22 protein-coding genes are annotated in these 23,612 nt (G+C 62.1%); 3 read left to right on the plus strand and 19 right to left on the minus strand.

What is annotated here, in order from left to right:
* Positions 1–205: 205 nt before the first annotated feature.
* From recX to LMH93_RS21240, 4 genes are all read right to left on the minus strand, one after another.
* On the minus strand, positions 206–676 hold the full coding sequence (recX, locus tag LMH93_RS21225; RefSeq protein WP_003252366.1) for a recombination regulator RecX: 471 nt from the start codon (positions 674–676) through the stop codon (positions 206–208).
* 21 nt (positions 677–697) lie between these two features.
* The gene (gene recA, locus LMH93_RS21230; protein WP_003252365.1) at positions 698–1,765 is read right to left on the minus strand and encodes a recombinase RecA; all 1,068 of its coding nucleotides are present in this window, start codon (positions 1,763–1,765) and stop codon (positions 698–700) included.
* 103 nt (positions 1,766–1,868) lie between these two features.
* On the minus strand, positions 1,869–2,351 hold the full coding sequence (locus tag LMH93_RS21235; RefSeq protein WP_003252362.1) for a CinA family protein: 483 nt from the start codon (positions 2,349–2,351) through the stop codon (positions 1,869–1,871).
* Positions 2,352–2,407: 56 nt separating this feature from the next.
* Positions 2,408–3,475: a hypothetical protein gene (locus LMH93_RS21240; protein ID WP_102886221.1), complete on the minus strand. Its 1,068-nt coding sequence runs from the start codon at positions 3,473–3,475 to the stop codon at positions 2,408–2,410.
* A 184-nt stretch (positions 3,476–3,659) separates the two neighbouring features.
* Here LMH93_RS21240 and mutS point away from each other — a divergent pair, with 184 nt between their 5' ends.
* On the plus strand, positions 3,660–6,233 hold the full coding sequence (mutS, locus tag LMH93_RS21245) for a DNA mismatch repair protein MutS (RefSeq protein ID WP_004574840.1): 2,574 nt from the start codon (positions 3,660–3,662) through the stop codon (positions 6,231–6,233).
* A gap of 140 nt (positions 6,234–6,373) precedes the next feature.
* On the plus strand, positions 6,374–6,697 hold the full coding sequence (fdxA, locus tag LMH93_RS21250) for a ferredoxin FdxA (protein ID WP_003252355.1): 324 nt from the start codon (positions 6,374–6,376) through the stop codon (positions 6,695–6,697).
* Between the two features lie 534 nt (positions 6,698–7,231).
* On the opposite strand, the gene rpoS is transcribed toward fdxA, so the two are convergent.
* The 8 genes from rpoS to LMH93_RS21290 all read right to left on the minus strand — a co-directional run bounded on the left by rpoS (position 7,232) and on the right by LMH93_RS21290 (position 14,435).
* Positions 7,232–8,239, minus strand: a complete 1,008-nt coding sequence (rpoS, locus tag LMH93_RS21255) for an RNA polymerase sigma factor RpoS (RefSeq protein WP_003252351.1) — start codon at positions 8,237–8,239, stop codon at positions 7,232–7,234.
* A 108-nt stretch (positions 8,240–8,347) separates the two neighbouring features.
* Positions 8,348–9,205, minus strand: a complete 858-nt coding sequence (locus tag LMH93_RS21260; protein WP_003252350.1) for a peptidoglycan DD-metalloendopeptidase family protein — start codon at positions 9,203–9,205, stop codon at positions 8,348–8,350.
* Positions 9,206–9,442: 237 nt separating this feature from the next.
* A complete protein-coding gene (locus LMH93_RS21265; RefSeq protein ID WP_015269209.1) occupies positions 9,443–10,081 on the minus strand; it encodes a protein-L-isoaspartate(D-aspartate) O-methyltransferase in 639 nt (212 codons plus the stop codon).
* Positions 10,082–10,116: 35 nt separating this feature from the next.
* A complete protein-coding gene (gene surE, locus LMH93_RS21270; RefSeq protein WP_003252346.1) occupies positions 10,117–10,866 on the minus strand; it encodes a 5'/3'-nucleotidase SurE in 750 nt (249 codons plus the stop codon).
* The gene (gene truD / locus LMH93_RS21275) at positions 10,854–11,912 is read right to left on the minus strand and encodes a tRNA pseudouridine(13) synthase TruD (protein WP_004574838.1); all 1,059 of its coding nucleotides are present in this window, start codon (positions 11,910–11,912) and stop codon (positions 10,854–10,856) included. Before truD ends, surE begins: the two co-directional genes overlap by 13 nt.
* A complete protein-coding gene (gene ispF, locus LMH93_RS21280; protein ID WP_003252342.1) occupies positions 11,909–12,382 on the minus strand; it encodes a 2-C-methyl-D-erythritol 2,4-cyclodiphosphate synthase in 474 nt (157 codons plus the stop codon). The genes truD and ispF overlap by 4 nt, the downstream gene beginning before the upstream one ends.
* Before the next feature lie 77 nt (positions 12,383–12,459).
* The gene (gene fghA / locus LMH93_RS21285; RefSeq protein ID WP_003252340.1) at positions 12,460–13,314 is read right to left on the minus strand and encodes an S-formylglutathione hydrolase; all 855 of its coding nucleotides are present in this window, start codon (positions 13,312–13,314) and stop codon (positions 12,460–12,462) included.
* An 8-nt stretch (positions 13,315–13,322) separates the two neighbouring features.
* Positions 13,323–14,435 carry an S-(hydroxymethyl)glutathione dehydrogenase/class III alcohol dehydrogenase gene (locus tag LMH93_RS21290; RefSeq protein ID WP_003252338.1) on the minus strand — a complete coding sequence of 371 codons (1,113 nt, stop codon included), beginning with the start codon at positions 14,433–14,435 and terminating at the stop codon, positions 13,323–13,325.
* Between the two features lie 107 nt (positions 14,436–14,542).
* Here LMH93_RS21290 and LMH93_RS21295 point away from each other — a divergent pair, with 107 nt between their 5' ends.
* Positions 14,543–15,439 carry a LysR substrate-binding domain-containing protein gene (locus tag LMH93_RS21295; protein WP_003252336.1) on the plus strand — a complete coding sequence of 299 codons (897 nt, stop codon included), beginning with the start codon at positions 14,543–14,545 and terminating at the stop codon, positions 15,437–15,439.
* A gap of 428 nt (positions 15,440–15,867) precedes the next feature.
* Here the strand turns inward: LMH93_RS21295 and ispD are convergent, their stop codons facing one another.
* From ispD to LMH93_RS21330, 7 genes are all read right to left on the minus strand, one after another.
* Positions 15,868–16,575, minus strand: a complete 708-nt coding sequence (gene ispD / locus LMH93_RS21300; protein WP_004576850.1) for a 2-C-methyl-D-erythritol 4-phosphate cytidylyltransferase — start codon at positions 16,573–16,575, stop codon at positions 15,868–15,870.
* Complete coding sequence (ftsB, locus tag LMH93_RS21305; RefSeq protein WP_004576849.1) at positions 16,572–16,853, minus strand: cell division protein FtsB; 282 nt, start codon at positions 16,851–16,853, stop codon at positions 16,572–16,574. Before ftsB ends, ispD begins: the two co-directional genes overlap by 4 nt.
* A gap of 165 nt (positions 16,854–17,018) precedes the next feature.
* Entirely contained in the window at positions 17,019–18,308 is a 1,290-nt protein-coding gene (eno, locus tag LMH93_RS21310; RefSeq protein ID WP_003252333.1) for a phosphopyruvate hydratase, read from the minus strand.
* Between the two features lie 154 nt (positions 18,309–18,462).
* Positions 18,463–19,308: a 3-deoxy-8-phosphooctulonate synthase gene (gene kdsA, locus LMH93_RS21315; protein WP_003252332.1), complete on the minus strand. Its 846-nt coding sequence runs from the start codon at positions 19,306–19,308 to the stop codon at positions 18,463–18,465.
* A 3-nt stretch (positions 19,309–19,311) separates the two neighbouring features.
* On the minus strand, positions 19,312–20,940 hold the full coding sequence (locus tag LMH93_RS21320; RefSeq protein ID WP_003252329.1) for a CTP synthase: 1,629 nt from the start codon (positions 20,938–20,940) through the stop codon (positions 19,312–19,314).
* Positions 20,941–21,207: 267 nt separating this feature from the next.
* Positions 21,208–22,491: a tRNA lysidine(34) synthetase TilS gene (tilS, locus tag LMH93_RS21325; RefSeq protein WP_230064571.1), complete on the minus strand. Its 1,284-nt coding sequence runs from the start codon at positions 22,489–22,491 to the stop codon at positions 21,208–21,210.
* A gap of 169 nt (positions 22,492–22,660) precedes the next feature.
* Positions 22,661–23,608: an acetyl-CoA carboxylase carboxyltransferase subunit alpha gene (locus LMH93_RS21330; protein WP_003252323.1), complete on the minus strand. Its 948-nt coding sequence runs from the start codon at positions 23,606–23,608 to the stop codon at positions 22,661–22,663.
* Positions 23,609–23,612: the final 4 nt, after the last annotated feature.

Genomic DNA, 23,612 nt, shown 5'->3' on the forward strand with positions numbered 1-23,612 from the left:
GATCGGTTGTTGGGCGCAGACCGTCGTAGGAGCGGGTTTACCCGCGAAAGGGCCGGACCTGCTGCCCAATCTCCCCGGCCATTCACCGATGCAGCCGCCACCGTATTCGCGGGTGAACCCGCGCCTACAATGGAATGGAGACAGCCTGGGGCATTTGGCGAAACAGATTATCCACGACGTGCACGTGCCACTGTGGTTTCGAGCGTCAATAATCGTCGAGATCACGCCCGCTGAGCAAACGGCCGATCATGTCCATGGGGAACCCACGGTAAGCCAGGAACCGGGTCTGCTGGGCGCGGCTGCGCGGATCTTGCGGGCGCTGCCCGGCAAACTTGCGCTGCCACACATCTCGCATACGCTCGCCCCAATTCACCTCGCTTTCACGCAGGGCCTGGTCGATATCTGCACGCGCCAAACCACGCTGACACAGCTCTTCGCGAATACGCGCAGGGCCATAGCCAGAGCCGGAACGATAACGAATGAAACTCTCGAGGTAGCGGGCTTCACTAAGCAGCCCTTCTTCGGCGAGCCGATCGAGTTCAGGCTCGATCAACTCGTCCGAAGCGCCGCGCTGACGCAACTTGCGCGTCAGCTCGACTCGACCGTGCTCACGTCGTGCAAGCAGGTCCATGGCTGTCCGCCGGATGGCGACGGGGGTGTCGAGTACGGCAGACATATTCGGCTATCTACTGCGCAATCAATAACCGGCGTCAGCGTCGGCCATGTCATCGGCATCAGCTTCGGCAGCAGCAGCTTTGCCGGCTTCAGCAGCAGCACCCGCTTTCAGCAACTTCTCACGAATCTGCTTCTCGATCTCGGCACCAATAGCCGGGTTCTCAGCCAGGTACTTGGCAGCGTTGGCTTTGCCTTGACCGATCTTGTTGCCCTGGTAGGCGTACCAGGCACCGGACTTCTCGACCAAGCCCTGAGATACCCCCAGATCAATGATCTCGCCGTTACGGTAGATACCTTTCCCGTAAAGAATCTGGAACTCAGCCTGACGGAACGGAGGCGAGACCTTGTTCTTGACGATCTTGACGCGGGTTTCGCTGCCGACCACCTCGTCGCCTTCCTTGACCGCGCCGGTACGACGGATGTCCAGACGGACCGAAGCATAGAACTTCAGGGCGTTACCACCGGTAGTGGTTTCCGGGCTGCCGAACATCACACCGATCTTCATACGGATCTGGTTGATGAAGATGACCAGGCAGTTCGCGTTCTTGATGTTACCGGTGATCTTGCGCAGCGCCTGGGACATCAGGCGGGCCTGCAGGCCCACATGCATGTCACCCATCTCGCCTTCGATCTCAGCCTTCGGTACCAGCGCGGCAACGGAGTCGACAATGATCACGTCGACCGCATTGGAACGCACCAGCATGTCGGTGATTTCAAGGGCCTGCTCACCGGTGTCCGGCTGCGAAACCAGCAGGTCATCGACGTTGACGCCCAGCTTGCCGGCGTACTCAGGGTCAAGGGCATGTTCAGCGTCGACGAAGGCGCAGGTAGCACCGTTCTTCTGCGCTTCAGCGATGACAGACAGGGTCAGCGTGGTCTTACCCGACGATTCCGGGCCGTAGATCTCGACGATACGGCCTTTTGGCAGACCGCCGATGCCCAGGGCGATATCCAGGCCCAGCGAGCCGGTGGAGATGGCCGGAATGCCTTGACGCTCATGGTCACCCATGCGCATGACCGCGCCTTTACCGAATTGGCGTTCGATCTGACCCAGGGCCGCAGCCAAGGCGCGCTTCTTGTTGTCGTCCATTGAAATCCTCACGTGTTCGACTTGGCCCTGACGGCCGGAATACCTGTATAAGTAGCCAGTATTATTCCACAGGCAGACGCCCGCGCAAACCCCTGTCGTCGATTTACTCGGCACCAAGCTGTAACAAGCCGTCTAACGCGGCGATCACCGTCTGTCGGCGCACCGCCTCGCGGTCACCGTCGAACTGCCGACGCTCGCTGAACACCCGGCTACCGTCACCCCAGGCCAGCCACACAGTGCCCACTGGTTTGGCTGGCGAGCCGCCGTCCGGCCCGGCCACACCACTCACCGCCACGGCAAACCGTGCGCCACTGGCAGCCTGAGCCCCACGGACCATGGCTTCAACCACTTCCTGGCTGACTGCCCCCACCTGACCGAACAACGCTTCAGGCACCCCCAACTGGCGGGTTTTCTGGGCATTGGAATAGGTGACGTAACCGGCTTCGAACCAGGCCGAGCTGCCAGGTATGCGGGTGATGGCTTCGGCAATGCCACCACCGGTGCATGATTCGGCGGTAGTTACCTGCGCATTGAATCGGCGCAGGTGCTCACCCAGGCGGGTGGCGAGCGTGGTGATCGGGTCCATGCAGGGTGCTCCTTGAGGGCGGCTCTCTACCCTACCACCCTGCTTCGGGCTCTGGCTCAGGAAACTTTCAGGCTGGCCCGGGCGATTTCGCTGAACGCCAGTTCGTCACGCTGCCCCAGCCGCGGCAGCCCGTCAGGCCACTCCCGGCTCCAGTCAAAGCCGCCCAGCGTGCGCATGTCCTCGATTGCCGAACGCCACCAGACCACCTTGCACGCACGCTGGTAGTCATCACCACTCATCACACTGCCGTAGAGCAACTTGCGGCCGATGCCACGCAGTTCCCGGGGTACATGCTTGAGGCTCCATTTCACCGAGAGCCGAGCCAACCACGAGGGCACCGGGCGATGTGCCGGCACCTTCAGGGCCAGACCTGGCATCTTCGAATGAAAATGCTCGCCATGCCGGGCAAAGAAGATTTCTAGAATGGCATGCACGTACTGCTTCATCGCAAAGTAATGGCTGATCACGCCGCGCGCCTCGTTGATCGGCGCGCTATGCAATTCGAAGGAAAAGGCGATCTGCTCGATCGTATGCAAGTCACTGGCATACGGCGTCCAGTCGTCAATCCGGACGATGGCGCGCTCGGCGATGCCAACGTTGTCGCGGGTAAAGCCCATGACACCGCTGTTACACAGCCGCAAGTCATCGACCGGTGCTTCGCCCGACTCCGCAAGCCCCTCGACGAAGCTGCGGTAATAGCTGCTGCGCGAGGCCTCGGCCCAGCTCATTTCCACCTCGTCGACCAAGAATTGCCCGGTATCGACCTGGCTGAACAGCTTTTGCGGCGACTGCAGAAATACCGTATCGGTATCGATGAACACGGTCTTGTCCGCCCACTGCCCGGCCTGGGCAATGGCGCAGGCCTTGCGCCGATGGGTGTAGCCGCCGTCGCCGGCCCAGGCCTGCAAGGTCTGCTCGTCCAGTGTGATCACTTCCACCGGCCAGCCGGCAAAGGCCTGTGGCTGGTCGGTAAGCACGCGGATCACCGGCAACTCAGCCGGCTTGCAACGAGCCAGGGCGGTAAGGATGCTAAGTTTTGCCTCCAGCTGATAGATCCGGCACTTGCCATAAAGGAGGTAGATCAGCTGTTGCGTTACATAAGGGACAGGGCTGGACACATTCATCTTGCAGATCAGGGCTAGGGGCATTCGTCGAGGGGCGCACATTCTAGAGGGTTACGCGGTGCAGCTCCACCACTGCCCGCCAGACTGCGCACATGCCCCAAAGCACGTGCCTGCATCGCAACGAAAAAGCCTGTACCATTACGGGTTTACCATCGCCAACCAGATCCCCCCTGTAAGGCCCTGAATGTCAGATCTTTCCGCACACACACCGATGATGCAGCAGTACTGGAAGCTGAAAAACCAGCACCCGGACCAGCTGATGTTCTACCGCATGGGCGACTTCTACGAGATCTTCTACGAAGATGCGAAAAAGGCCGCGAAACTGCTGGATATCACCCTGACCGCCCGCGGTCAGTCGGCCGGCCAGTCCATCCCCATGTGCGGGATTCCGTTCCATTCGCTGGAGGGCTACCTGGCCAAGCTGGTCAAGCTCGGCGAGTCGGTGGTGATCTGTGAGCAGATCGGCGACCCCGCCACCAGCAAGGGCCCGGTGGAGCGCCAGGTGGTGCGCATCATCACCCCCGGCACGGTCAGCGACGAGGCACTGCTCGACGAGCGCCGCGACAACCTGATTGCCGCACTGCTCGGTGACGAGCGCCTGTTCGGCCTGGCGGTACTGGACATCACCAGCGGCAATTTCAGCGTGCAAGAAATCAAGGGCTGGGAAAACCTGCTGGCCGAACTCGAGCGCCTGAACCCGGTCGAGCTGTTGATCCCCGACGACTGGCCACGGGACCTGCCTGCGGAAAAACGCCCAGGCGCCCGCCGCCGCGCCCCCTGGGACTTCGACCGCGACTCGGCACGCAAGGCCCTGTGCCAACAGTTCGCGACCAAGGACCTCAAGGGCTTCGGCTGTGACAAGCTGACCCTGGCCATCGGTGCCGCCGGCTGCCTGCTGACCTACGCCAAGGAAACCCAGCGCACCGCGCTGCCGCACCTGCGCAGCCTGCGCCACGAGCGCCTGGACGATACGGTCATCCTCGATGGGGCCAGCCGCCGCAACCTGGAGCTGGACATCAACCTGGCCGGCGGGCGCGACAACACCCTGCAATCGGTGATCGACCGCTGCCAGACCGCCATGGCCAGCCGCCTGCTGAGCCGCTGGCTGAACCGCCCACTGCGCGACCTCAAGGTGCTGCAAGCACGCCAGGACTCGATCCGCTGCCTGCTCGACAGCTACCGCTTCGAGAAGCTGCAGCCGCAGCTGAAGGAGATTGGCGATATCGAGCGGATCCTCGCCCGTATTGGCCTGCGCAATGCCCGCCCGCGCGACCTGGCACGCCTGCGCGATGCGCTGGGCGCGTTGCCAGAGCTGCAGAACGCCATGACCGAGCTCGAAGCGCCGCACCTGGCGCGTCTGGCGGCCATTACCGGTACCTATCCGGAACTGGCCAGCCTGTTGGAGCGGGCGATCATCGATAACCCGCCGGCGGTGATCCGCGACGGCGGTGTACTGAAAGCCGGCTATGACAACGAACTGGACGAGCTGCTGGCAATCAGCGAGAACGCCGGTCAGTTCCTGATCGACCTGGAAACCCGGGAAAAGGCCCGCACCGGCCTTGCCAACCTCAAGGTCGGCTACAACCGCGTGCACGGCTACTTCATCGAACTGCCGACCAAGCAGGCCGAGCAGGCCCCGGGCGACTACATCCGCCGCCAGACCCTCAAAGGCGCCGAGCGCTTCATCACCCCGGAGCTGAAGGCGTTCGAGGACAAGGCATTGTCGGCCAAGAGCCGCGCCCTGGCCCGCGAGAAGATGCTCTACGACGCGCTGCTGGAAACCCTGATCAGCCACCTGGCACCGCTGCAGGACAGCGCCGCCGCCCTGGCCGAACTGGATGTGCTCAGCAACTTGGCCGAGCGCGCACTGAACCTCGACCTGAGCTGCCCACGCTTTGTCGACGAGCCTTGCCTGCGCATCGAGCAGGGCCGCCACCCGGTGGTGGAACAGGTACTGACCACGCCGTTCGTGGCCAACGACCTGAGCCTGGACAACAGTACGCGCATGCTGATCATCACCGGCCCTAACATGGGCGGTAAATCGACCTACATGCGCCAGACTGCGCTTATCGTGCTCCTGGCCCACATCGGTAGCTTCGTGCCGGCAGCCAGCTGCGAGCTGTCGCTGGTCGACCGCATCTTCACCCGCATCGGCTCCAGTGACGACCTGGCCGGCGGGCGCTCGACCTTCATGGTGGAGATGAGCGAGACCGCCAACATCCTGCACAACGCCACCGACCGCAGCCTGGTGCTGATGGACGAAGTGGGCCGCGGTACCAGCACCTTCGATGGCCTGTCGCTGGCCTGGGCCGCCGCCGAGCGCCTGGCCCAGCTGCGTGCCTACACACTGTTCGCCACCCACTACTTCGAACTGACCGTGCTGCCGGAGAGCGAGCCGCTGGTGGCCAACGTGCACCTGAACGCCACCGAGCACAATGAACGCATCGTGTTCCTGCACCACGTGCTACCCGGCCCTGCCAGCCAAAGCTACGGCCTGGCCGTTGCACAGCTGGCCGGCGTACCGACGGCAGTGATCCAGCGTGCTCGCGAACACCTTGGCCGGCTGGAAACCACCAGCCTGCCCCATGAGCAGCCTGCGGCCCACAAGGCCAAGGACGCGCCACAAGTGCCACACCAGAGCGACTTGTTTGCCAGCCTCCCTCATCCAGCCATCGAGAAGCTGGGCAAGCTGCAGCTGGACGACATGACCCCGCGTCAAGCTATCGAAATGCTATATCAACTAAAGAACCTGTTATAACGGCGCCCATTACAAGCTGGTAGAATCCGCCGCGGTTTGCTGGTGCTGCAGGTTATTAGCCTGGCCTGCAGCCACATACCCGTAAACCGCGCGGCCCTGAGAGGAAGGGCCGCCGCCGTCGCCTGAGGAGAGAATTAGAAATGACCTTCGTCGTCACCGACAACTGCATCAAATGCAAATACACCGACTGCGTGGAAGTCTGTCCGGTGGACTGCTTCTACGAAGGCCCGAACTTCCTGGTCATCCACCCGGACGAGTGCATCGACTGCGCCTTGTGCGAGCCGGAGTGCCCAGCGCAAGCCATCTTCTCGGAAGACGAAGTGCCTTCTGGCATGGAAAACTTCATCGAGCTGAACGCCGAGCTGGCGGAAATCTGGCCGAATATCACCGAGCGTAAGGACGCCCTGCCGGACGCTGAAGAATGGGATGGCAAGCCTGGCAAGATTGCCGACCTGGAGCGCTGATAGCGCCCAGACGCGAAAAAGGCCCTTCGGGGCCTTTTTTGTTTTCCTACGGGCAAAAAAAGGGGCGGTTTGACCCGCCCACATTTTTTTCCGTAGTCCCTGCTTGTCCCAAACATCATCCTGATGAAATCGCTTCTTGCGATGTCCCTGGCCTTCATCCTGAAAGCCTGTGCATGTCCCTGTGCACAGTTCGAATACTAGCGGGTTCAGCCAGGCGAGCAAGCGATGGAGCTTGCAAGGTATTTCCGCGGACACATTTACTCACCGGTGAATAAACCATGCTTTTCAATGGGTTGTAAAAATTCAGCCTTTGGAAACGACTTTGATTTACTGAAGGTTGCATGGAAAGCTTACACAACGAGTAAGTAAAGGCTTACACGCGATGTTACTGGGGTAGCGCGGTACACATTTGATAGGTGTCTTGCCAGGTAGCGTCTGGGCGCCATGCGCCCCGGCAATCTGAAAGGGAACCTCGCTTTTCGCCACAAACAAAAACGCCCCGAGATCATCGGGGCGTTTTTGTTACAGCGCTAGCTACTGGAACAATGACTCGCTGGACAGACCATTCTTTTCAAGGATCTCACGCAAACGCTTCAGCCCTTCTACCTGAATCTGCCGCACCCGTTCCCGGGTCAGGCCAATCTCCAGGCCAACATCTTCGAGGGTACTGCTTTCATGCCCTCGCAGGCCGAAGCGACGCACCACCACCTCGCGCTGCTTGTCGGTCAACTCACCCAGCCACTGGTCTATGCTCTGCGACAGGTCGTCATCCTGCAGCAGTTCGCACGGGTCCGTCGGGCGGTCGTCGGTCAGGGTATCGAGCAGCGTCTTGTCCGAATCCGGGCCAAGCGACACGTCTACCGAAGACACCCGTTCGTTCAGGCCGAGCATACGCTTGACCTCGGCGACCGGCTTTTCCAGCAAGGTGGCGATTTCTTCCGGCGAGGGCTCGTGGTCGAGTTTCTGCGTCAGCTCGCGCGCGGCGCGCAGGTAGACGTTCAGTTCCTTGACCACATGGATCGGCAGGCGAATGGTGCGAGTCTGGTTCATGATCGCCCGTTCGATGGTCTGGCGAATCCACCAGGTCGCGTAGGTCGAAAAACGGAAACCACGCTCCGGGTCGAACTTTTCGACCGCACGGATCAGCCCCAGGTTGCCCTCTTCGATCAGGTCGAGCAGCGACAGGCCACGGTTCACGTAACGACGGGCAATTTTGACAACCAGGCGCAGGTTGCTTTCGATCATGCGCTTGCGGCCGGCAGGGTCACCCTTTTGCGACAAGCGCGCAAAATGCACTTCTTCTTCCGGCGAAAGCAGCGGCGAGAAACCAATCTCGTTGAGATACAGCTGGGTGGCATCGAGCGCCCTGCTGTAATCGATGTACTTGTGTTGCTTGAGCGAAGAGCCCGATTTGGCCCTCGTCCGAACCGAAGATACAGCAGGTTCGTCTGACACCACATCCGTTTCCAAAACGATACCCGTCTCCATCAGGAGGACGTCATCGTCGATGTCAAACTCCGGCACTTCTTTACTGAGAGCCATTGTTATAATCCTTTGCTGAGTTCGAACTCAGACTCGAGCGGCACCTTTCTCCCTGGCAGCGCTTGAGCCTGTCCCCTCTACATCACAGGAACAGGCCGGGTACAACGGTCAACGACGTGGCAGGAACTGGAGTGGATCGACGGGTTTGCCCTGGCGGCGAATCTCGAAATGCAGCTTCACCCGATCTGTGCCCGTAGACCCCATTTCAGCAATCGACTGCCCTGCCTTGACCTGCTGCCCCTCCCGAACCAACAGCCTGCGGTTATGACCGTAGGCACTGACGTAGGTGTCGCTGTGCTTGATGATGATCAGCTCGCCGTAGCCCCTCAAACCACTCCCGGCATAAACCACCGCACCATCAGACGCAGCAAAAACAGGCTGTCCCAAATCACCGGCGATATCAATGCCTTTATTCAAACTACCGTTTGAAGCAAATTTTCCAATCAGCACGCCATTGGCAGGCCAGGTCCAACCACCTACCGCGCGCTCTGCGGCTGGTACGGTAGCGACCACAGGGGCAGGGGCGGAAGGCGCCGACGTGGCCGGTTTGCTGGTGCTGGCAGGCGCCGTGGCAGTGCTGCCCACAGGCCGCCGCGTGACCGTGGTGCGGCTTGACGAGGACGGGCTGGACACCACCGTGGTGCGGCTGCTGGAACCGCTGCTGAAACGAATCGCTTGGCCCGGGCGGATGGTATAAGGCGCCTGAATGCCGTTGCGTGCAGCCAGCTCCTTGTAGTCCCAGCCATAACGGAAGGCGATGGAGAACAGGGTGTCGCCTGGCTTGACGATGTATTGCCCAGAAGTCACCGCCGGGCGCTTGGGCACGGTGTTGTTGCGGTCGACCACCCGCGCGCTGTTGCTGCTGGTGCTTGAGCAACCCACCAGAAGCGTGCCCATGGCCAATGCAATCACCAGAAGCTTGAAACCCGACCCGTCCTTGCGCTGCCGAATGACTGTGTGACCCACCCGCGCTCCCCTCATGGTGCCGAAAATCGATATGAAGACAAGAAATGCAATATTGTTGCAATTATAACCAAGCCAGCCGGTAATGGCAGACGGGTTCAAAAGACGGGCATAAAACCCCGGTGCACGCTGTGCGTTAGCGCTTCGCACCGCCTGATAGACAGGGCGAAGCGACAAGAATTCGCCACCGGCACAAAAATACACCGCGCCTCATGCCTGCACAGCTCAGATCAACAGGCCTCAGGCCAGAGGCCCATTGAGCAGCGGCACGAAGCGCACAGCCCCCAGTACGCGACGGGAGAATCCATGCTCCTCGCGCACGATCAGCATCAGTTGCTGCGTTTCGCCGGCCGGCCCTACCGGAATGACCATGCGTCCACCGGGTGCCAGTTGGTCGAGCAGTGCCTGTGGCACTTCCGGCGCCACGGCGGTGACGATGATGCCGTTGTACGGCGCAAGCGCCGGCCACCCCTCACAACCGTCACCCCAGCGGAATACCACGTTGCGCAGGTTAAGCTCCACCAGGCGCTCTTTGGCCCGGTCCTGCAGCACCTTGATGCGCTCTACCGAAAACACCCGCTCGACCAGCTGAGCCAGGATCGCCGTCTGGTAGCCCGAACCGGTGCCAATCTCCAGCACCTTGTCCAGCGGCCCGGCCTCGAGCAACAGCTCGCTCATGTGAGCAACCATGAACGGCTGGGAGATGGTCTGGTTGTGGCCGATCGGCAGCGCGGTGTCTTCGTATGCTCGATGCGCCAGCGCCTCGTCGACGAACAGGTGGCGCGGCGTACGACGGATCACGTCGAGCACCTTGGTGTTCGAAACCCCCTCTTCGCACAAGCGCTGTATCAGCCGCTCCCGGGTACGCTGAGAGGTCATGCCGATGCCACGCCGCAGCATATCGTCCTCGCGCATCAGAGCAGGCCCTCCAGCCATCCATCGAGCTGCTCGAAGGCATCATTGAAGGTGCGGTCGAGCTGCAATGGGGTAATCGATACGTAGCCTTGCATCACCGCGTGGAAGTCGGTGCCCGGGCCGCCGTCCTCGGCATCACCGGCCACGGCAATCCAGTAGCCTTCCTTGCCACGCGGGTTGACCACCTTGGTGGGCGCCGCCGCCCGCGCGCGGTGACCGAGACGGGTGAGCTGGATGCCACGGATGTGCTCCAGTGGCAAGTTGGGAATATTGACGTTGAGTACAGTGCGTGGCGGCAACACCAGGCGCGACTGTGCCTCGACCAGACGACGGGCGATATAGGCCGCAGTCGGCAGGTTGTCCGGCTGGCGCGACAACAGCGAGAACGCCAGCGAGGTACCGCCGAGGAAGCGGCCTTCGAGCGCCGCAGCGACCGTTCCCGAATACAGCACGTCATCGCCCAGGTTGGCACCGAGGTTGATCCCCGACACGACCATGTCCGGCGTCTGTGGCAACAGCCCATTGAGCCCCAGGTGCACGCAGTCGGTCGGCGTGCCGTTGAGGCTGATGAAGCCATTGGCCAGGGTCTGCGGATGCAGTGGCCGGTCCAGCGTCAGCGAACTGCTGGCGCCGCTCTTGTCTTGATCCGGGGCGATCACCGCGCACTCGGCATAATCCACCAGCGCAGCGTGCAGCGCGGCGATGCCAGGTGCGGTAACACCGTCGTCATTCGAAATCAGAATACGCATGGGCTGTCCGTCTGCCCTGCCGACACCAGATCCACGACTTCACGCACCACCACGGTGGCGAAGCATCCGGCCGGCAGGACGAATTCCAGTTGCAGGATATCAGGCTCGGGATAATGCCACGTCAGGCCGCCAATAGGGAGCCGCAGAATTCGCCGTTCGTGATCCATGCCCGCCTGGGCCAGCCACTGGCAAAGTGCCGGCTGACGTGCGCCGATAGCGTTTTCCAGCTGGGCAGGCGCACCGCCAGCAGGTGAAGCGCCCTCCCCCCACATCGGGCCGGTTGGATGCAGGTCGAGAATCGCCAGCCGCGGGTCGGCACATTCCGCCTCACCCGCCGGGAAGAAACTGCGGCTGTCGGTGAACGCCAGCAGGTCCCCGACCTGGGCTCGGGCCCAGCTACCGTCAGCGACACGCGCAGCCAGCAACTGATTGAACAGGTAGCTGCGCCCGGCCGAAAGCAGCCGCGAACGCACGTTGCGCTGTTCAGGCAAAGCCTTGCGCGCGGCCCAATCGAGGGCGTCGTGGACGTTGCCACCCCCGTGCCCAAAGCGCTGGGTGCCGAAGTAGTTGGGCACACCTTGCTGCCTGAGCTGCTCCAGGCGCGCATCCACCGCCTGGTGATCGGCAGCCAGGGCGGTCAGGCGCAAGGTGAACCCGTTGGCCGAATGCGCGCCGCGCTGCAGTTTGCGCTGGTGACGCACCTGTTTGAGCACACGCAGGCTGGCATCCTCGGCACGCGACAGATCCGGGTCGGCCTTGCCCGGCAGGTGCAGGCTGAACCACTGGCGGGTCAGCGCCTGGCGGTCCTTCAGGCCGGCGTAGCTGATGCTGCGCACCGGCACGCCAGCGGCGCGGGCAAGGCGCCGGGCGGCTTCTTCAGTGTTCAGGTCACGCTTCTCGACCCACAGCCACAGGTGCTCGCCTTGGCCGGAGAGCGGTATATCCAGAACTTCGTCAACCTGAAAGTCTTCGGCAACCGCTTTGAGGACGGCGGTGCCCAGGGGTTCGCCCGATGCGCGCGGGCCCAGCAATTCCAGTTCGGTCATGCTGGCAGCAGCAGGGCGACCGAATGCACGGCAATGCCCTCCTCGCGGCCGGTAAAACCAAGCTTCTCTGTGGTGGTGGCCTTGACATTGACCTGGTCGAGCTCGACCTGCAGGTCTTCGGCGATCAGCTGGCGCATGGTTTCGATGTGTGGGGCCATTTTCGGTGCCTGGGCGACGATGGTGGCGTCAACGTTGCCGACCTTCCAGCCCTTGGCCTTGACGATGCCGACCACATGGCGCAGCAGCGCGCGGCTGTCAGCACCCTTGAACTGCGGGTCAGTGTCAGGGAAGTGCTTGCCGATGTCGCCCAGCGCCGCAGCGCCAAGCAAGGCATCGCTCAGGGCGTGCAACAGCACATCACCGTCAGAATGGGCCAACAGGCCGTATTTGTGGGGGATACGCACCCCGCCCAGGGTAATGAAATCACCGTCGCAGAAACGGTGCACATCGTAGCCGTGGCCAATACGCATAAAAAAAACGCCCTGAATGAGTCAGGGCGTGATTCTACCTGCTTTGCTGCGGGTTTGGCGGCTTTTGGACCAGGGTGTTACACCCGCCCCAGTGCCACCGCATGATGGCGCAGGTGCTCCTCGATGAAGCTGGCAATGAAGTAGTAGCTATGGTCATAACCCGGCTGCATACGCAGGGTCATTGCATGGCCACCTTTGCGTGCCGCCTGCTCCAGCGCTTCAGGCTTGAGTTGCTTCTCGAGGAAGTCGTCACGGTCGCCCTGATCCACCAGCAACGGCGGGCATTGGCCTGCCGGGGTTTCGGCCAGCAGCACGCTGGCATCCCACTCACGCCAGCGCCCACGGTCTTCACCCAGGTAGCGGCTGAAGGCTTTCTCGCCCCACGGACAATCCATCGGATTGCTGATTGGCGAGAATGCCGACACCGAGCGGTAGCGCCCCGGATTGCGCAAGGCGCACACCAACGCGCCATGCCCACCCATGGAGTGGCCGCTGATGCTGCGCTCGCCCGACGCCGGGAAGTGGGCCTCGATCAGGGCTGGCAACTCCTCCACCACATAGTCGTGCATGCGGTAGTGCTGGGCCCAGGGTTGCTGGGTGGCGTTGAGGTAGAAGCCAGCACCCAGGCCGAAGTCCCAGGCGCCGTCCGGATCGCCCGGCACCTGCTCGCCACGCGGGCTGGTATCGGGGGCAACGATGATCAGCCCCAGCTCGGCGGCCAGACGCTGGGCGCCGGCCTTCTGCATGAAGTTCTCGTCGGTGCAGGTGAGGCCGCTGAGCCAGTAAAGCACCGGCAGCTTTTCGCCCTGCTCGGCCTGCGGTGGCAGGTACACGGCGAACACCATATCGCAACCCAGCACCTTGGAATGATGCCGGTAACGCTTGTGCCAGCCGCCGAAGCTCTTCTGGCAGGAGATGTTATCCAGGCTCATGGCAGACCTCAGAAGTGGATCACGCTACGGATGCTCTTGCCTTCATGCATCAGGTCGAAGGCCTTGTTGATGTCTTCCAGCCCCATCGTGTGGGTGATGAAGGTGTCCAGCGGGATCTCGCCTTTCTCGGACATTTCCACGTAGCTCGGCAGTTCGCTGCGGCCACGCACCCCGCCGAACGCCGAACCACGCCAGACCCGACCGGTAACCAGCTGGAACGGACGCGTGGAAATTTCCTGGCCGGCACCGGCCACACCGATGATCACCGACTCACCCCAGCCCTTGTGGCAGCATTCCAGGGCGGCGCGCATCAGCTGAACGTTGCCGATGCACTCGAAGGAGAAGTCCACGCCACCATCGGTGAGGTCGACGATCACTTCCTGGATCGGGCGATCGTAGTCTTTCGGGTTGATGCAATCAGTGGCACCCAGTTGGCGGGCGATTTCGAACTTGGCCGGGTTGATGTCGATGGCGATGATACGCGAGGCCTTGGCCTTGACCGCACCGATCACGGCCGACAGGCCGATGCCACCGAGGCCGAAGATGGCCACGGTATCACCTGGCTTGACCTTGGCAGTGTTGAGTACCGCGCCGATACCGGTGGTGACGCCGCAGCCCAGCAGGCAGACCTTTTCCAGTGGTGCTTCTTTCTGGATCTTGGCCACGGAAATTTCCGGCAGCACGGTGTATTCGGAGAACGTCGAGGTGCCCATGTAGTGGAACAGTTGCTGGCCCTTGTACGAGAAGCGCGTGGTGCCGTCCGGCATCAGGCCCTTGCCCTGGGTGGCGCGGATGGCCTGGCACAGGTTGGTCTTGCCCGAGAGGCAGAACTTGCACTTGCCGCATTCTGGGGTGTACAGCGGGATGACGTGGTCACCCACGGCGACCGAGGTCACCCCCTCGCCCACCGCTTCGACGATGGCACCGCCTTCGTGGCCGAGGATCGATGGGAAGATCCCTTCCGGGTCAGCACCGGACAGGGTATAGGCATCGGTGTGGCAGACACCGCTGGCGACCACGCGCAGCAGCACTTCACCGGCTTTTGGCATGGCCACGTCGACTTCGACGATTTCCAGGGGTTTCTTGGCTTCGAAGGCAACGGCAGCACGGGACTTGATCATCAAAGGTCTCCAGACAGTGGATCGATTCAGTCTTGCAGTGTAATTCAGCGCCATTTGATTAATAATCAGGCCAAAGACAAAACATTATTGCCATACAGGGATAATCGATGAGCAGCCGATGGGAAGGCATCGACGAATTTGTCGCCGTGGCCGAATCGGGCCAGTTCACTGCCGCCGCCGAACGCCTGGGGGTTTCCTCATCGCACATCAGCCGGCAGATCGCCCGGCTGGAGGACCGCCTGCAAACGCGCCTGCTGTATCGCAGTACCCGCCGGGTAACCCTCAGCGAAGCCGGGCAGACCTTCCTGCAGCATTGCCAACGCTTGCAGGATGGCCGCGAGGAAGCGCTGCGCGCCATGGGCGACCTGGCCAGCGAACCCAAGGGCTTGTTGCGCATGACGTGCGCCGTGGCCTACGGCGAGCGCTTCATCGTGCCGTTGGTGACGCGATTCATGGCGCTGTACCCGCAGCTGCGCGTGGATGTGGAGCTGAGCAACCACACCCTCGACCTGCTGCATGAAGGCATGGACCTGGCCATCCGCCTGGGCCGCCTGGCCGACTCTCGCTTGGTGGCTACCCGCCTGGCGCCAAGGCGCATGTACCTGTGCGCCTCGCCGGCCTATCTTGAGCGCTATGGCCGGCCACACAGCCTGTCGGAGCTGGCGCGGCACAATTGTCTGGTGGGGAGTTCGGACTTGTGGGCGCTACAGCAGGATGGCCGTGAGATCAGCCAGCGGGTACAGGGTAACTGGCGCTGCAACAGTGGCCAGGCAGTGCTGGATGCGGCGCTGCAAGGGATCGGGTTGTGCCAGTTGCCGGATTACTACGTGCTGGAACACCTGAACAGTGGTGCGCTGGTGTCGCTGCTGGAGGCGCACCAACCGCCGAATACGGCGGTGTGGGCGCTGTATCCGCAGCAGAGGCACCTGTCGCCGAAGGTACGGCGGCTGGTGGATTACCTGAAGGAGGGGTTGGCGGGGTTGCCGGAGTATCGTTTCGGCTGACGGGATGTGCTGCATGTACTGGCATCTTCGCGGGTGAACCCGCGCCTACGACGGCCTGTGCCCAACCACCGATGCGTATGTAGGAGCGGGTTTACCCGCGAATACGGCGGCGGCGCCAACGGTGAACGGCGAGTGGAAATTGGCCCGCAGGCCCGGCCCTTTCGCGGGTGAACCCGCTCCTACGGCGGCCTGTGCCCAACCACCGATGCGTATGTAGGAGCGGGTTTACCCGCGAATACGGTGGCGGCGTCAACGGTGAACGGCGGGTGAAGATTGGCCAGCAGGCCCGGCCCTTTCGCGGGCAACCCCGCGCCTACGACGGCCTGTGCCCAACCACCGATGCGTATGTAGGAGCGGGTTTACCCGCGAATACGGCGGCGGCGCCAACGGTGAACGCCGGGTGGAAATTGGCCGCCCCAGTAGAACGCTCAGCGTTTACCCGCCCAGCGCTGGCGCAACCATTCGAGATCTTCGGGCCGGGTTACCTTTATGTTGTCACTGCGCCCTTCCACCAGCCGCGGCGCCTGACCGGACCATTCGATGGCCGAGGCTTCATCGGTCACCACCACATCCGACACCAGGCACTCAGCCAGCGCCCGGTGCAACGCTCCCAGGCGGAACATCTGCGGTGTGTACGCCTGCCAGATCGTGCTGCGGTCCACGGTAGCACTCACCCGGCCATGGCTGTCGGCACGCTTGAGGGTATCGCGCGCCGGCACCGCCAGCAGGCCACCCACCGGGTCGTCCGCCAGCTCCGACAACAGCTTGTCCAGGTCGCTGCGTGCCAGGTTCGGCCGCGCAGCATCGTGCACCAGCACCCAGTCGCTGTCCCCCGCCCCCTGGGCATGCAGCGCCAACAAGGCGTTAAGCACCGAGTCAGCGCGTTCACGCCCGCCCGCCGCGCACTGGATGCGTGGGTCGCTGGCGTAGCGCAGGCCAGGCCAGTACGGGTCATCTTCGGCAATGCTGACCACCACGCCCTTAAGCGCCGGGTGGCCAAGAAAACAGTCGAGGCTGTGCTCGAGAAGGGTCTGCCCAGCCAGCTCCAGGTATTGCTTGGGGCGGTCGGCAGCCATGCGGGCACCTACACCCGCCGCAGGAATCACGGCCCAGAAGGCCGGCAAGGTATCGATCATTTCTGTGGCAACTGGAAGAGGGTTTCGCCCTCTTTGACCATCCCCAATTCGTGGCGGGCCCGTTCTTCAACGGTCTCCATGCCTTTTTTCAGCTCTAGCACTTCAGCATCGAGCACACGATTACGCTCGAGCAAGCGCTCGTTTTCGGCATGCTGATCGGCAATCTGCTGCTTCAGTTCGGTCACTTGCGCCAGGCTGCCGTTACCCACCCACAGGCGGTACTGCAGGCCACCCAACAGCAAGAGCAGAACGAGGAACAACCAATAGGGACTGCGCATCACGTTATCCAGGTTAAAAAGGCTGCCGCGTTTTTACTTCGGGGCCTCCAATAGCACGAAGCCTGGCCGAGGCCAGGCTTCGTCGACAGAAACCCGTTAGTACGTAGGAAAGTTCAGTACGAACGTTCCTACAACTTCGACTGCTGCCTTTTTACCATCTCTTGCTTAGCCGCGAAACTCGGCACGACCGCGGTAAACCGCTTTGGCGCCCAGTTGCTCTTCGATGCGCAGCAGCTGGTTGTACTTGGAAACGCGGTCGGAACGGCACAGCGAGCCGGTCTTGATCTGGCCAGCAGCAGTACCCACAGCCAGGTCGGCAATGGTCGAGTCTTCGGTTTCACCGGAACGGTGCGAGATCACTGCAGTGTAACCAGCAGCCTTGGCCATCTGGATGGCTTCCAGGGTTTCGGTCAGCGAGCCGATCTGGTTGAACTTGATCAGGATCGAGTTACCGATGCCTTTCTCGATGCCTTCCTTGAGGATCTTGGTGTTGGTCACGAACAGGTCGTCACCGACCAGCTGGACTTTTTCACCGATCTTGTCAGTGAGGATTTTCCAGCCAGCCCAGTCGGACTCGTCCAGGCCGTCTTCGATCGAAATGATCGGGAAACGCTCGGTCAGGCCTTTCAGGTAGTCGGCGAAGCCTTCGGCGTCGAACGACTTGCCTTCGCCGGACAGGTTGTACTTGCCGTCTTCGTAGAATTCAGAAGCCGCGCAGTCCAGAGCCAGGGTCACGTCGGTGCCCAGCTTGTAGCCGGCTTTTTCGACAGCTTCAGCGATGGCGCCCAGGGCGTCTTCGTTGGATGCCAGGTTCGGGGCGAAACCACCTTCATCACCTACGGCGGTGTTCAGGCCACGGGCCTTCAGGACGGCCTTGAGGTGGTGGAAGATTTCGGTACCCATGCGCAGGCCGTCAGAGAAGGTCTTGGCGCCAACCGGCTGAACCATGAACTCCTGGATGTCGACGTTGTTGTCGGCGTGCTCGCCACCGTTGATGATGTTCATCATCGGAACCGGCATCGAGTACTGGCCCGGGGTGCCGTTCAGGTTGGCGATGTGCGCGTACAGCGGCAGGTCCTGGTCCTGGGCAGCAGCTTTGGCGGCAGCCAGGGAAACAGCCAGGATGGCGTTGGCGCCCAGCTTGGCCTTGTTCTCGGTACCGTCCAGTTCAATCATGGCGCGGTCCAGCGCCTTCTGGTCGGAAGGATCCTTGCCCAGCAGCAGGTCACGGATCGGGCCGTTGATGTTGGCGACGGCCTTCAGCACGCCCTTGCCCAGGTAACGGCTCTTGTCGCCATCACGCAGCTCCAGCGCTTCGCGCGAGCCGGTAGAAGCACCGGACGGCGCGCAAGCGCTGCCGATGATGCCGTTGTCGAGCAGTACATCGGCTTCCACAGTGGGGTTGCCACGCGAATCGAGAACTTCACGACCTTTGATGTCGACGATTTTTGCCATTGTTGTAAGCACTCCAGAATTTGACGAAAACAACTTAGCTTAGGAAATTCTTGCCGTTCACCAGGCGAACTTGCTTTGGGCAGGCCTGATGAAGGGAGCCCCTGACCGACTGGTCAGGGGTGGATCGGGCGGTACTTTACCCGAGAAATGAGCTTTACGCGGTTTCTACCGTCGGAAAACTTTTCACCAGGTCGTCCAATTGCTTGAGCTGGACCAGGAACGGCTCCAGTTTATCCAGGCGCAAGGCGCATGGGCCATCGCACTTGGCGTTGTCCGGATCGGGGTGGGCTTCGAGGAAAAGCCCGGCCAGGCCCTGGCTCATGCCGGCCTTGGCCAGGTCAGTGACCTGGGCACGACGGCCGCCGGCGGAATCGGCGCGGCCACCCGGCATCTGCAGGGCGTGGGTCACGTCGAAGAACACCGGGTAGTCGAACTGCTTCATGATGCCGAAGCCCAGCATGTCGACCACCAGGTTGTTGTAGCCGAAGCTCGAACCACGCTCGCAGAGTATCAACTGGTCGTTACCGGCTTCTTCGCACTTGGCCAGGATGTGTTTCATTTCCTGAGGTGCGAGGAACTGAGCCTTCTTGATGTTGATCACCACGCCGGTCTTGGCCATGGCCACCACCAGGTCAGTCTGCCGCGACAGGAAAGCCGGCAACTGGATGATGTCGCATACCTTGGCGACGGGCTCGGCCTGGTAAGGCTCGTGCACGTCGGTGATCACTGGCACGTTGAAGGTGCGCTTGATCTCTTCGAAGATCTTCAGCCCCTCTTCCATGCCAGGGCCACGGTAGGACGTTACCGACGAACGGTTGGCCTTGTCGAAGCTGGCCTTGAACACATACGGGATACCGAGCTTCTCGGTAACCCGCACGTACTCTTCGCAGACCTTCATCGCCAGGTCACGGGACTCCAGAACATTCATGCCGCCGAACAGGACGAAAGGCTTGTCGTTGGCGATTTCGATGTTACCGACGCGGATGATCTTCTGGGTCATCGATCAGGCCTTGTTCTTCTGAGCCAGGGCTGCCTTGACGAAGCCGCTGAACAGCGGGTGGCCGTCACGCGGCGTCGAAGTGAACTCCGGGTGGAACTGGCAAGCGACGAACCATGGGTGGTCCTTGGACTCGACCACTTCCACCAGCGCGCCGTCTTCGGAACGGCCGGAAACCACCAGACCAGCTTCCACCAGTTGTGGCAGCAGGTTGTTGTTCACTTCGTAGCGGTGACGGTGACGCTCGGTGATCACGTCCTTGCCGTAGCAGTCGTGCACCTTGGAACCGGCAGCCAGCTGGCAGTCCTGTGCGCCCAGGCGCATGGTGCCGCCCAGGTCGGAAGCCTCGTCGCGGGTCTCGACGGCACCGGTGGCATCGGCCCACTCGGTGATCAGGCCGACCACTGGGTGGCCGCTGTTACGGTCGAACTCGGTGGAGTTGGCGTCTTTCCAGCCCATCACGTTACGGGCGAATTCGATGACGGCCACCTGCATGCCCAGGCAGATACCCAGGTACGGCACCTTGTTCTCACGGGCGTATTGCACCGCGGTGATCTTGCCTTCCACACCGCGCAGGCCGAAACCGCCCGGTACCAGGATGGCATCGGCGCCTTCGAGCAGGCTGGTGCCCTGGTTCTCGATGTCTTCCGAATCGATGTAGCGCAGGTTGACCTTGGTCCGGTTGGTGATGCCGGCGTGGCTCATCGCTTCGATCAGCGACTTGTACGCATCCAGCAGCTCCATGTACTTGCCGACCATGGCGATGGTCACTTCGTGCTCCGGGTTGAGCTTGGCATCAACCACCTTGTCCCACTCGGACAGGTCGGCACCATTGCACTGCAGGCCGAAGCGCTCGACGACGAAGTCGTCCAGGCCCTGAGCATGCAGTACGCCCGGGATCTTGTAGATGGTGTCGACGTCTTCCAGCGAAATCACCGCACGCTCTTCAACGTTGGTGAACAGCGCGATCTTGCGACGCGACGAAGCATCCACCGGGTGGTCGGAGCGGCAGATCAGCACGTCAGGCTGCAGGCCGATGGAGCGCAGCTCCTTGACCGAGTGCTGGGTCGGCTTGGTCTTGGTTTCGCCAGCGGTGGCGATGTACGGGACCAGGGTCAGGTGCATCAGCATGGCACGCTTGGAGCCCACTTCGACACGCAGCTGGCGAATCGCCTCGAGGAACGGCTGCGACTCGATATCACCCACGGTACCGCCGATTTCCACCAGGGCCACGTCGGCATCGCCGGCACCCTTGATGATGCGACGCTTGATTTCGTCGGTGATGTGCGGGATGACCTGGATGGTCGCGCCCAGGTAATCACCACGACGCTCTTTACGCAGCACGTGCTCGTAGATACGGCCAGTGGTGAAGTTGTTGTTCTGGGTCATGGTGGTGCGGATGAACCGCTCGTAGTGACCCAGGTCGAGGTCGGTCTCGGCGCCATCGTGGGTGACAAAAACTTCACCGTGCTGGAACGGGCTCATGGTGCCCGGGTCGACGTTGATGTACGGATCCAGCTTGAGCATGGTGACCTTCAGGCCCCGCGCTTCCAGGATGGCCGCCAGGGAAGCCGAGGCAATGCCTTTCCCCAATGAAGAAACAACACCGCCCGTGACGAATATGTAGCGCGTCATGAAAAACCCTAGAAGTCTGCGTTAAGGCGGCCAGCGCCGCCGGAGAAAGCGAAGGAAGGCCGAAGCCCCCGATCACCTGCGTCAATCACAGTGCATCTCGAAAAACTGCCGCGTCTGTACAGCCAGGGTATACCCGGCATGGCGTTCGCTCGTCATTTCCAGAATCAGCTCGGCAAAAAACTGCTTGGTAATCGGCAACTCCTGTGTTTTCGCGGAACCCACAGAAGTTGTATCAAGAAGGGAGGGTAGTCTACCGGAATGTACCCTTCAGCTCAAACCTTGCGCGTTCGTCGGTAACTGCCAGTGCAGTTGGCAATCCGCCTGCACCAGCCCGGGCAGGTTGGCCACCGCCAGCAGGCATTCGCCGTGATACAGCAACGGCAGGCGCGAGCGCAGGAAATGCGGCACCTGCTGTTCGTTGAGCAGGCGCTTGAGGTCCCGCCGACCACGGCCGGGAACCTCCAGCATTTCCCCCCCCTGACGGTAGGCAATGCGCAACCCGCTCGGCACGGCTGCGCCAACAAGACGCACGCAACCATTGCCCGGCAACCGCAACAGCCCATCAGGGTCGGGCCAGGCCAGCGAGCCAGCCGGTTGCTGTAGCCAATCACCGCTCAACCACCAGATGCGCCCGTGGCTACGCACCAACCGTCCATCGGCAAGCCGCCAGACTGGCCGGGCATCGGCACCGGCATCGCGCAGGTCTGCCCAGCCGGCCCAGTGCCGGGTATCGGGCAAACGGGTGCGCTGGCTAAGCCAGTACTGCAAGGCATTGCGCTGACGGGCCGGCGATAACGCCAGCAGGGCGGCCAGGTCGAGGGAATCCAGCCCCGGCCAGGCGAGAGGCGCCCCTTTGCCCGCAAGCGCCAGATCCTCCTGGGCCAGTTCGTCCAGCAAACCCAGCGCCTCGCCCAGATGCTCTGCTGCCCGGGCGAAGTTCTGGCTGGCCTGTGGCCAACGTTGCTGCAACTGCGGCATCACTTCGCCGCGCAGGTAGTTGCGGGCGAATTGTATGTCGACGTTTGACGGGTCTTCGATCCAGGTCAGCCCTTGGGCTTGGGCATAATCCTGCAAATGTTGCCGGGAACAGGTCAGTAACGGCCTGACCAGGCTGCCCTGCCCCAGCGCCCGCTGCCCCGGCATTGCCGCCAGGCCACGCAGGCCGGCGCCGCGCAACAGGCGGAACAGCAGGGTCTCGGCCTGGTCGTCGCGGTGCTGGCCGGTGAACAGGATATCGCCCGGGCCGAGCACTTGCCTGAAGGCGGCATAGCGGGCATCTCGGGCCGCCTGTTCCAGGCTGGCGCCAGGGGAGACCTGGACGTGGATGACCTGGAGTTCAACGTCGAAATTGTCGCAGATGGCTTGGCAGTGGGTGGGCCAGGCGTCGGCAGCGGCTTGCAGGCCGTGGTGGATATGGATGGCGCGCAGCGGGGGGGAGGCGTGGGTGCGGGCGTATTCGGCCAGCAGGTGCAGGAGGACGGTGGAATCGAGGCCGCCGGAGAAGGCGACGTGCCAGGTGGGGGCGTTGAGCCAAGGAGTGAGGTTGATCATCTAGCCCTCGCTCGATTCAAGAAAGCATTCGCGGGCATGCCCGCGCCCACATGTACGGCGCAAGCCTCAAGGGCAGCGCAACCTGTAGGAGCGGGTTTACCCGCGAACACCGGCGAAGCCGGTGCCATCAATCACAAGGGCCGCAAAACGGCCCCAGGGCTAATCAGAATCAGAGGCCGTAGCTCATCAGGCGCTCGTAACGACGGGCCAACAGCGCATCGTTGTCGAACTTGCCGAGCATGTCCAGCTGCTGCACCAGATCGGCACGGATGCTTTCGGACATCTTGGCCGGGTCACGGTGGGCGCCGCCCAGCGGCTCCTGGATGACCTTGTCGACAATGTTCAGGCTCTTCAGACGCTCGGCGGTGATGCCCATGGCCTCGGCCGCGTCTGCTGCTTTATCGGCCGTTTTCCACAGAATCGAAGCACAGCCTTCCGGCGAGATGACCGAGTAGGTGGAGTACTGCAGCATGTTCAGTTGGTCGCACACGCCAATGGCCAGTGCCCCACCGGAACCACCCTCACCGATCACGGTAGCGATGATCGGGGTTTTCAGGCGTGCCATGACCCGCAGGTTCCAGGCGATGGCTTCACTCTGGTTGCGCTCTTCGGCGTCGATGCCCGGGTAGGCGCCCGGCGTGTCGATGAAGGTCAGGATCGGCATCTTGAAGCGTTCGGCCATTTCCATCAGGCGACAGGCCTTGCGGTAACCTTCCGGGCGCGGCATGCCGAAGTTGCGACGCACTTTCTCGCGCACTTCACGGCCCTTCTGGTGGCCAATGACCATGACCGGCTTGCCGTCCAGACGCGCAGTACCACCCACGATGGCGGCGTCATCAGAGAAGTGACGGTCCCCGTGCAGCTCTTCGAACTCGGTGAAGATGTGCTCCAGGTAGTCCAGGGTGTATGGACGACGCGGGTGACGGGCCAGGCGGGCGATCTGCCAGCTGGTCAGGTTGCCGAAGATGCTTTCGGTCAGGGTGTTGCTCTTGTCTTGCAGACGGGCAATTTCATCGCTGATGTTCAGCGAGTTGTCGTTGCCCACCAGGCGCAGGCCTTCGATCTTGGCTTGCAGGTCGGCAATCGGCTGTTCGAAGTCGAGGAAATTCGGGTTCATAGTC

Source organism: Pseudomonas sp. CIP-10, assembly GCF_020911845.1.
In the GTDB taxonomy this organism is placed as follows: Bacteria; Pseudomonadota; Gammaproteobacteria; order Pseudomonadales; family Pseudomonadaceae; genus Aquipseudomonas; species Aquipseudomonas alloputida.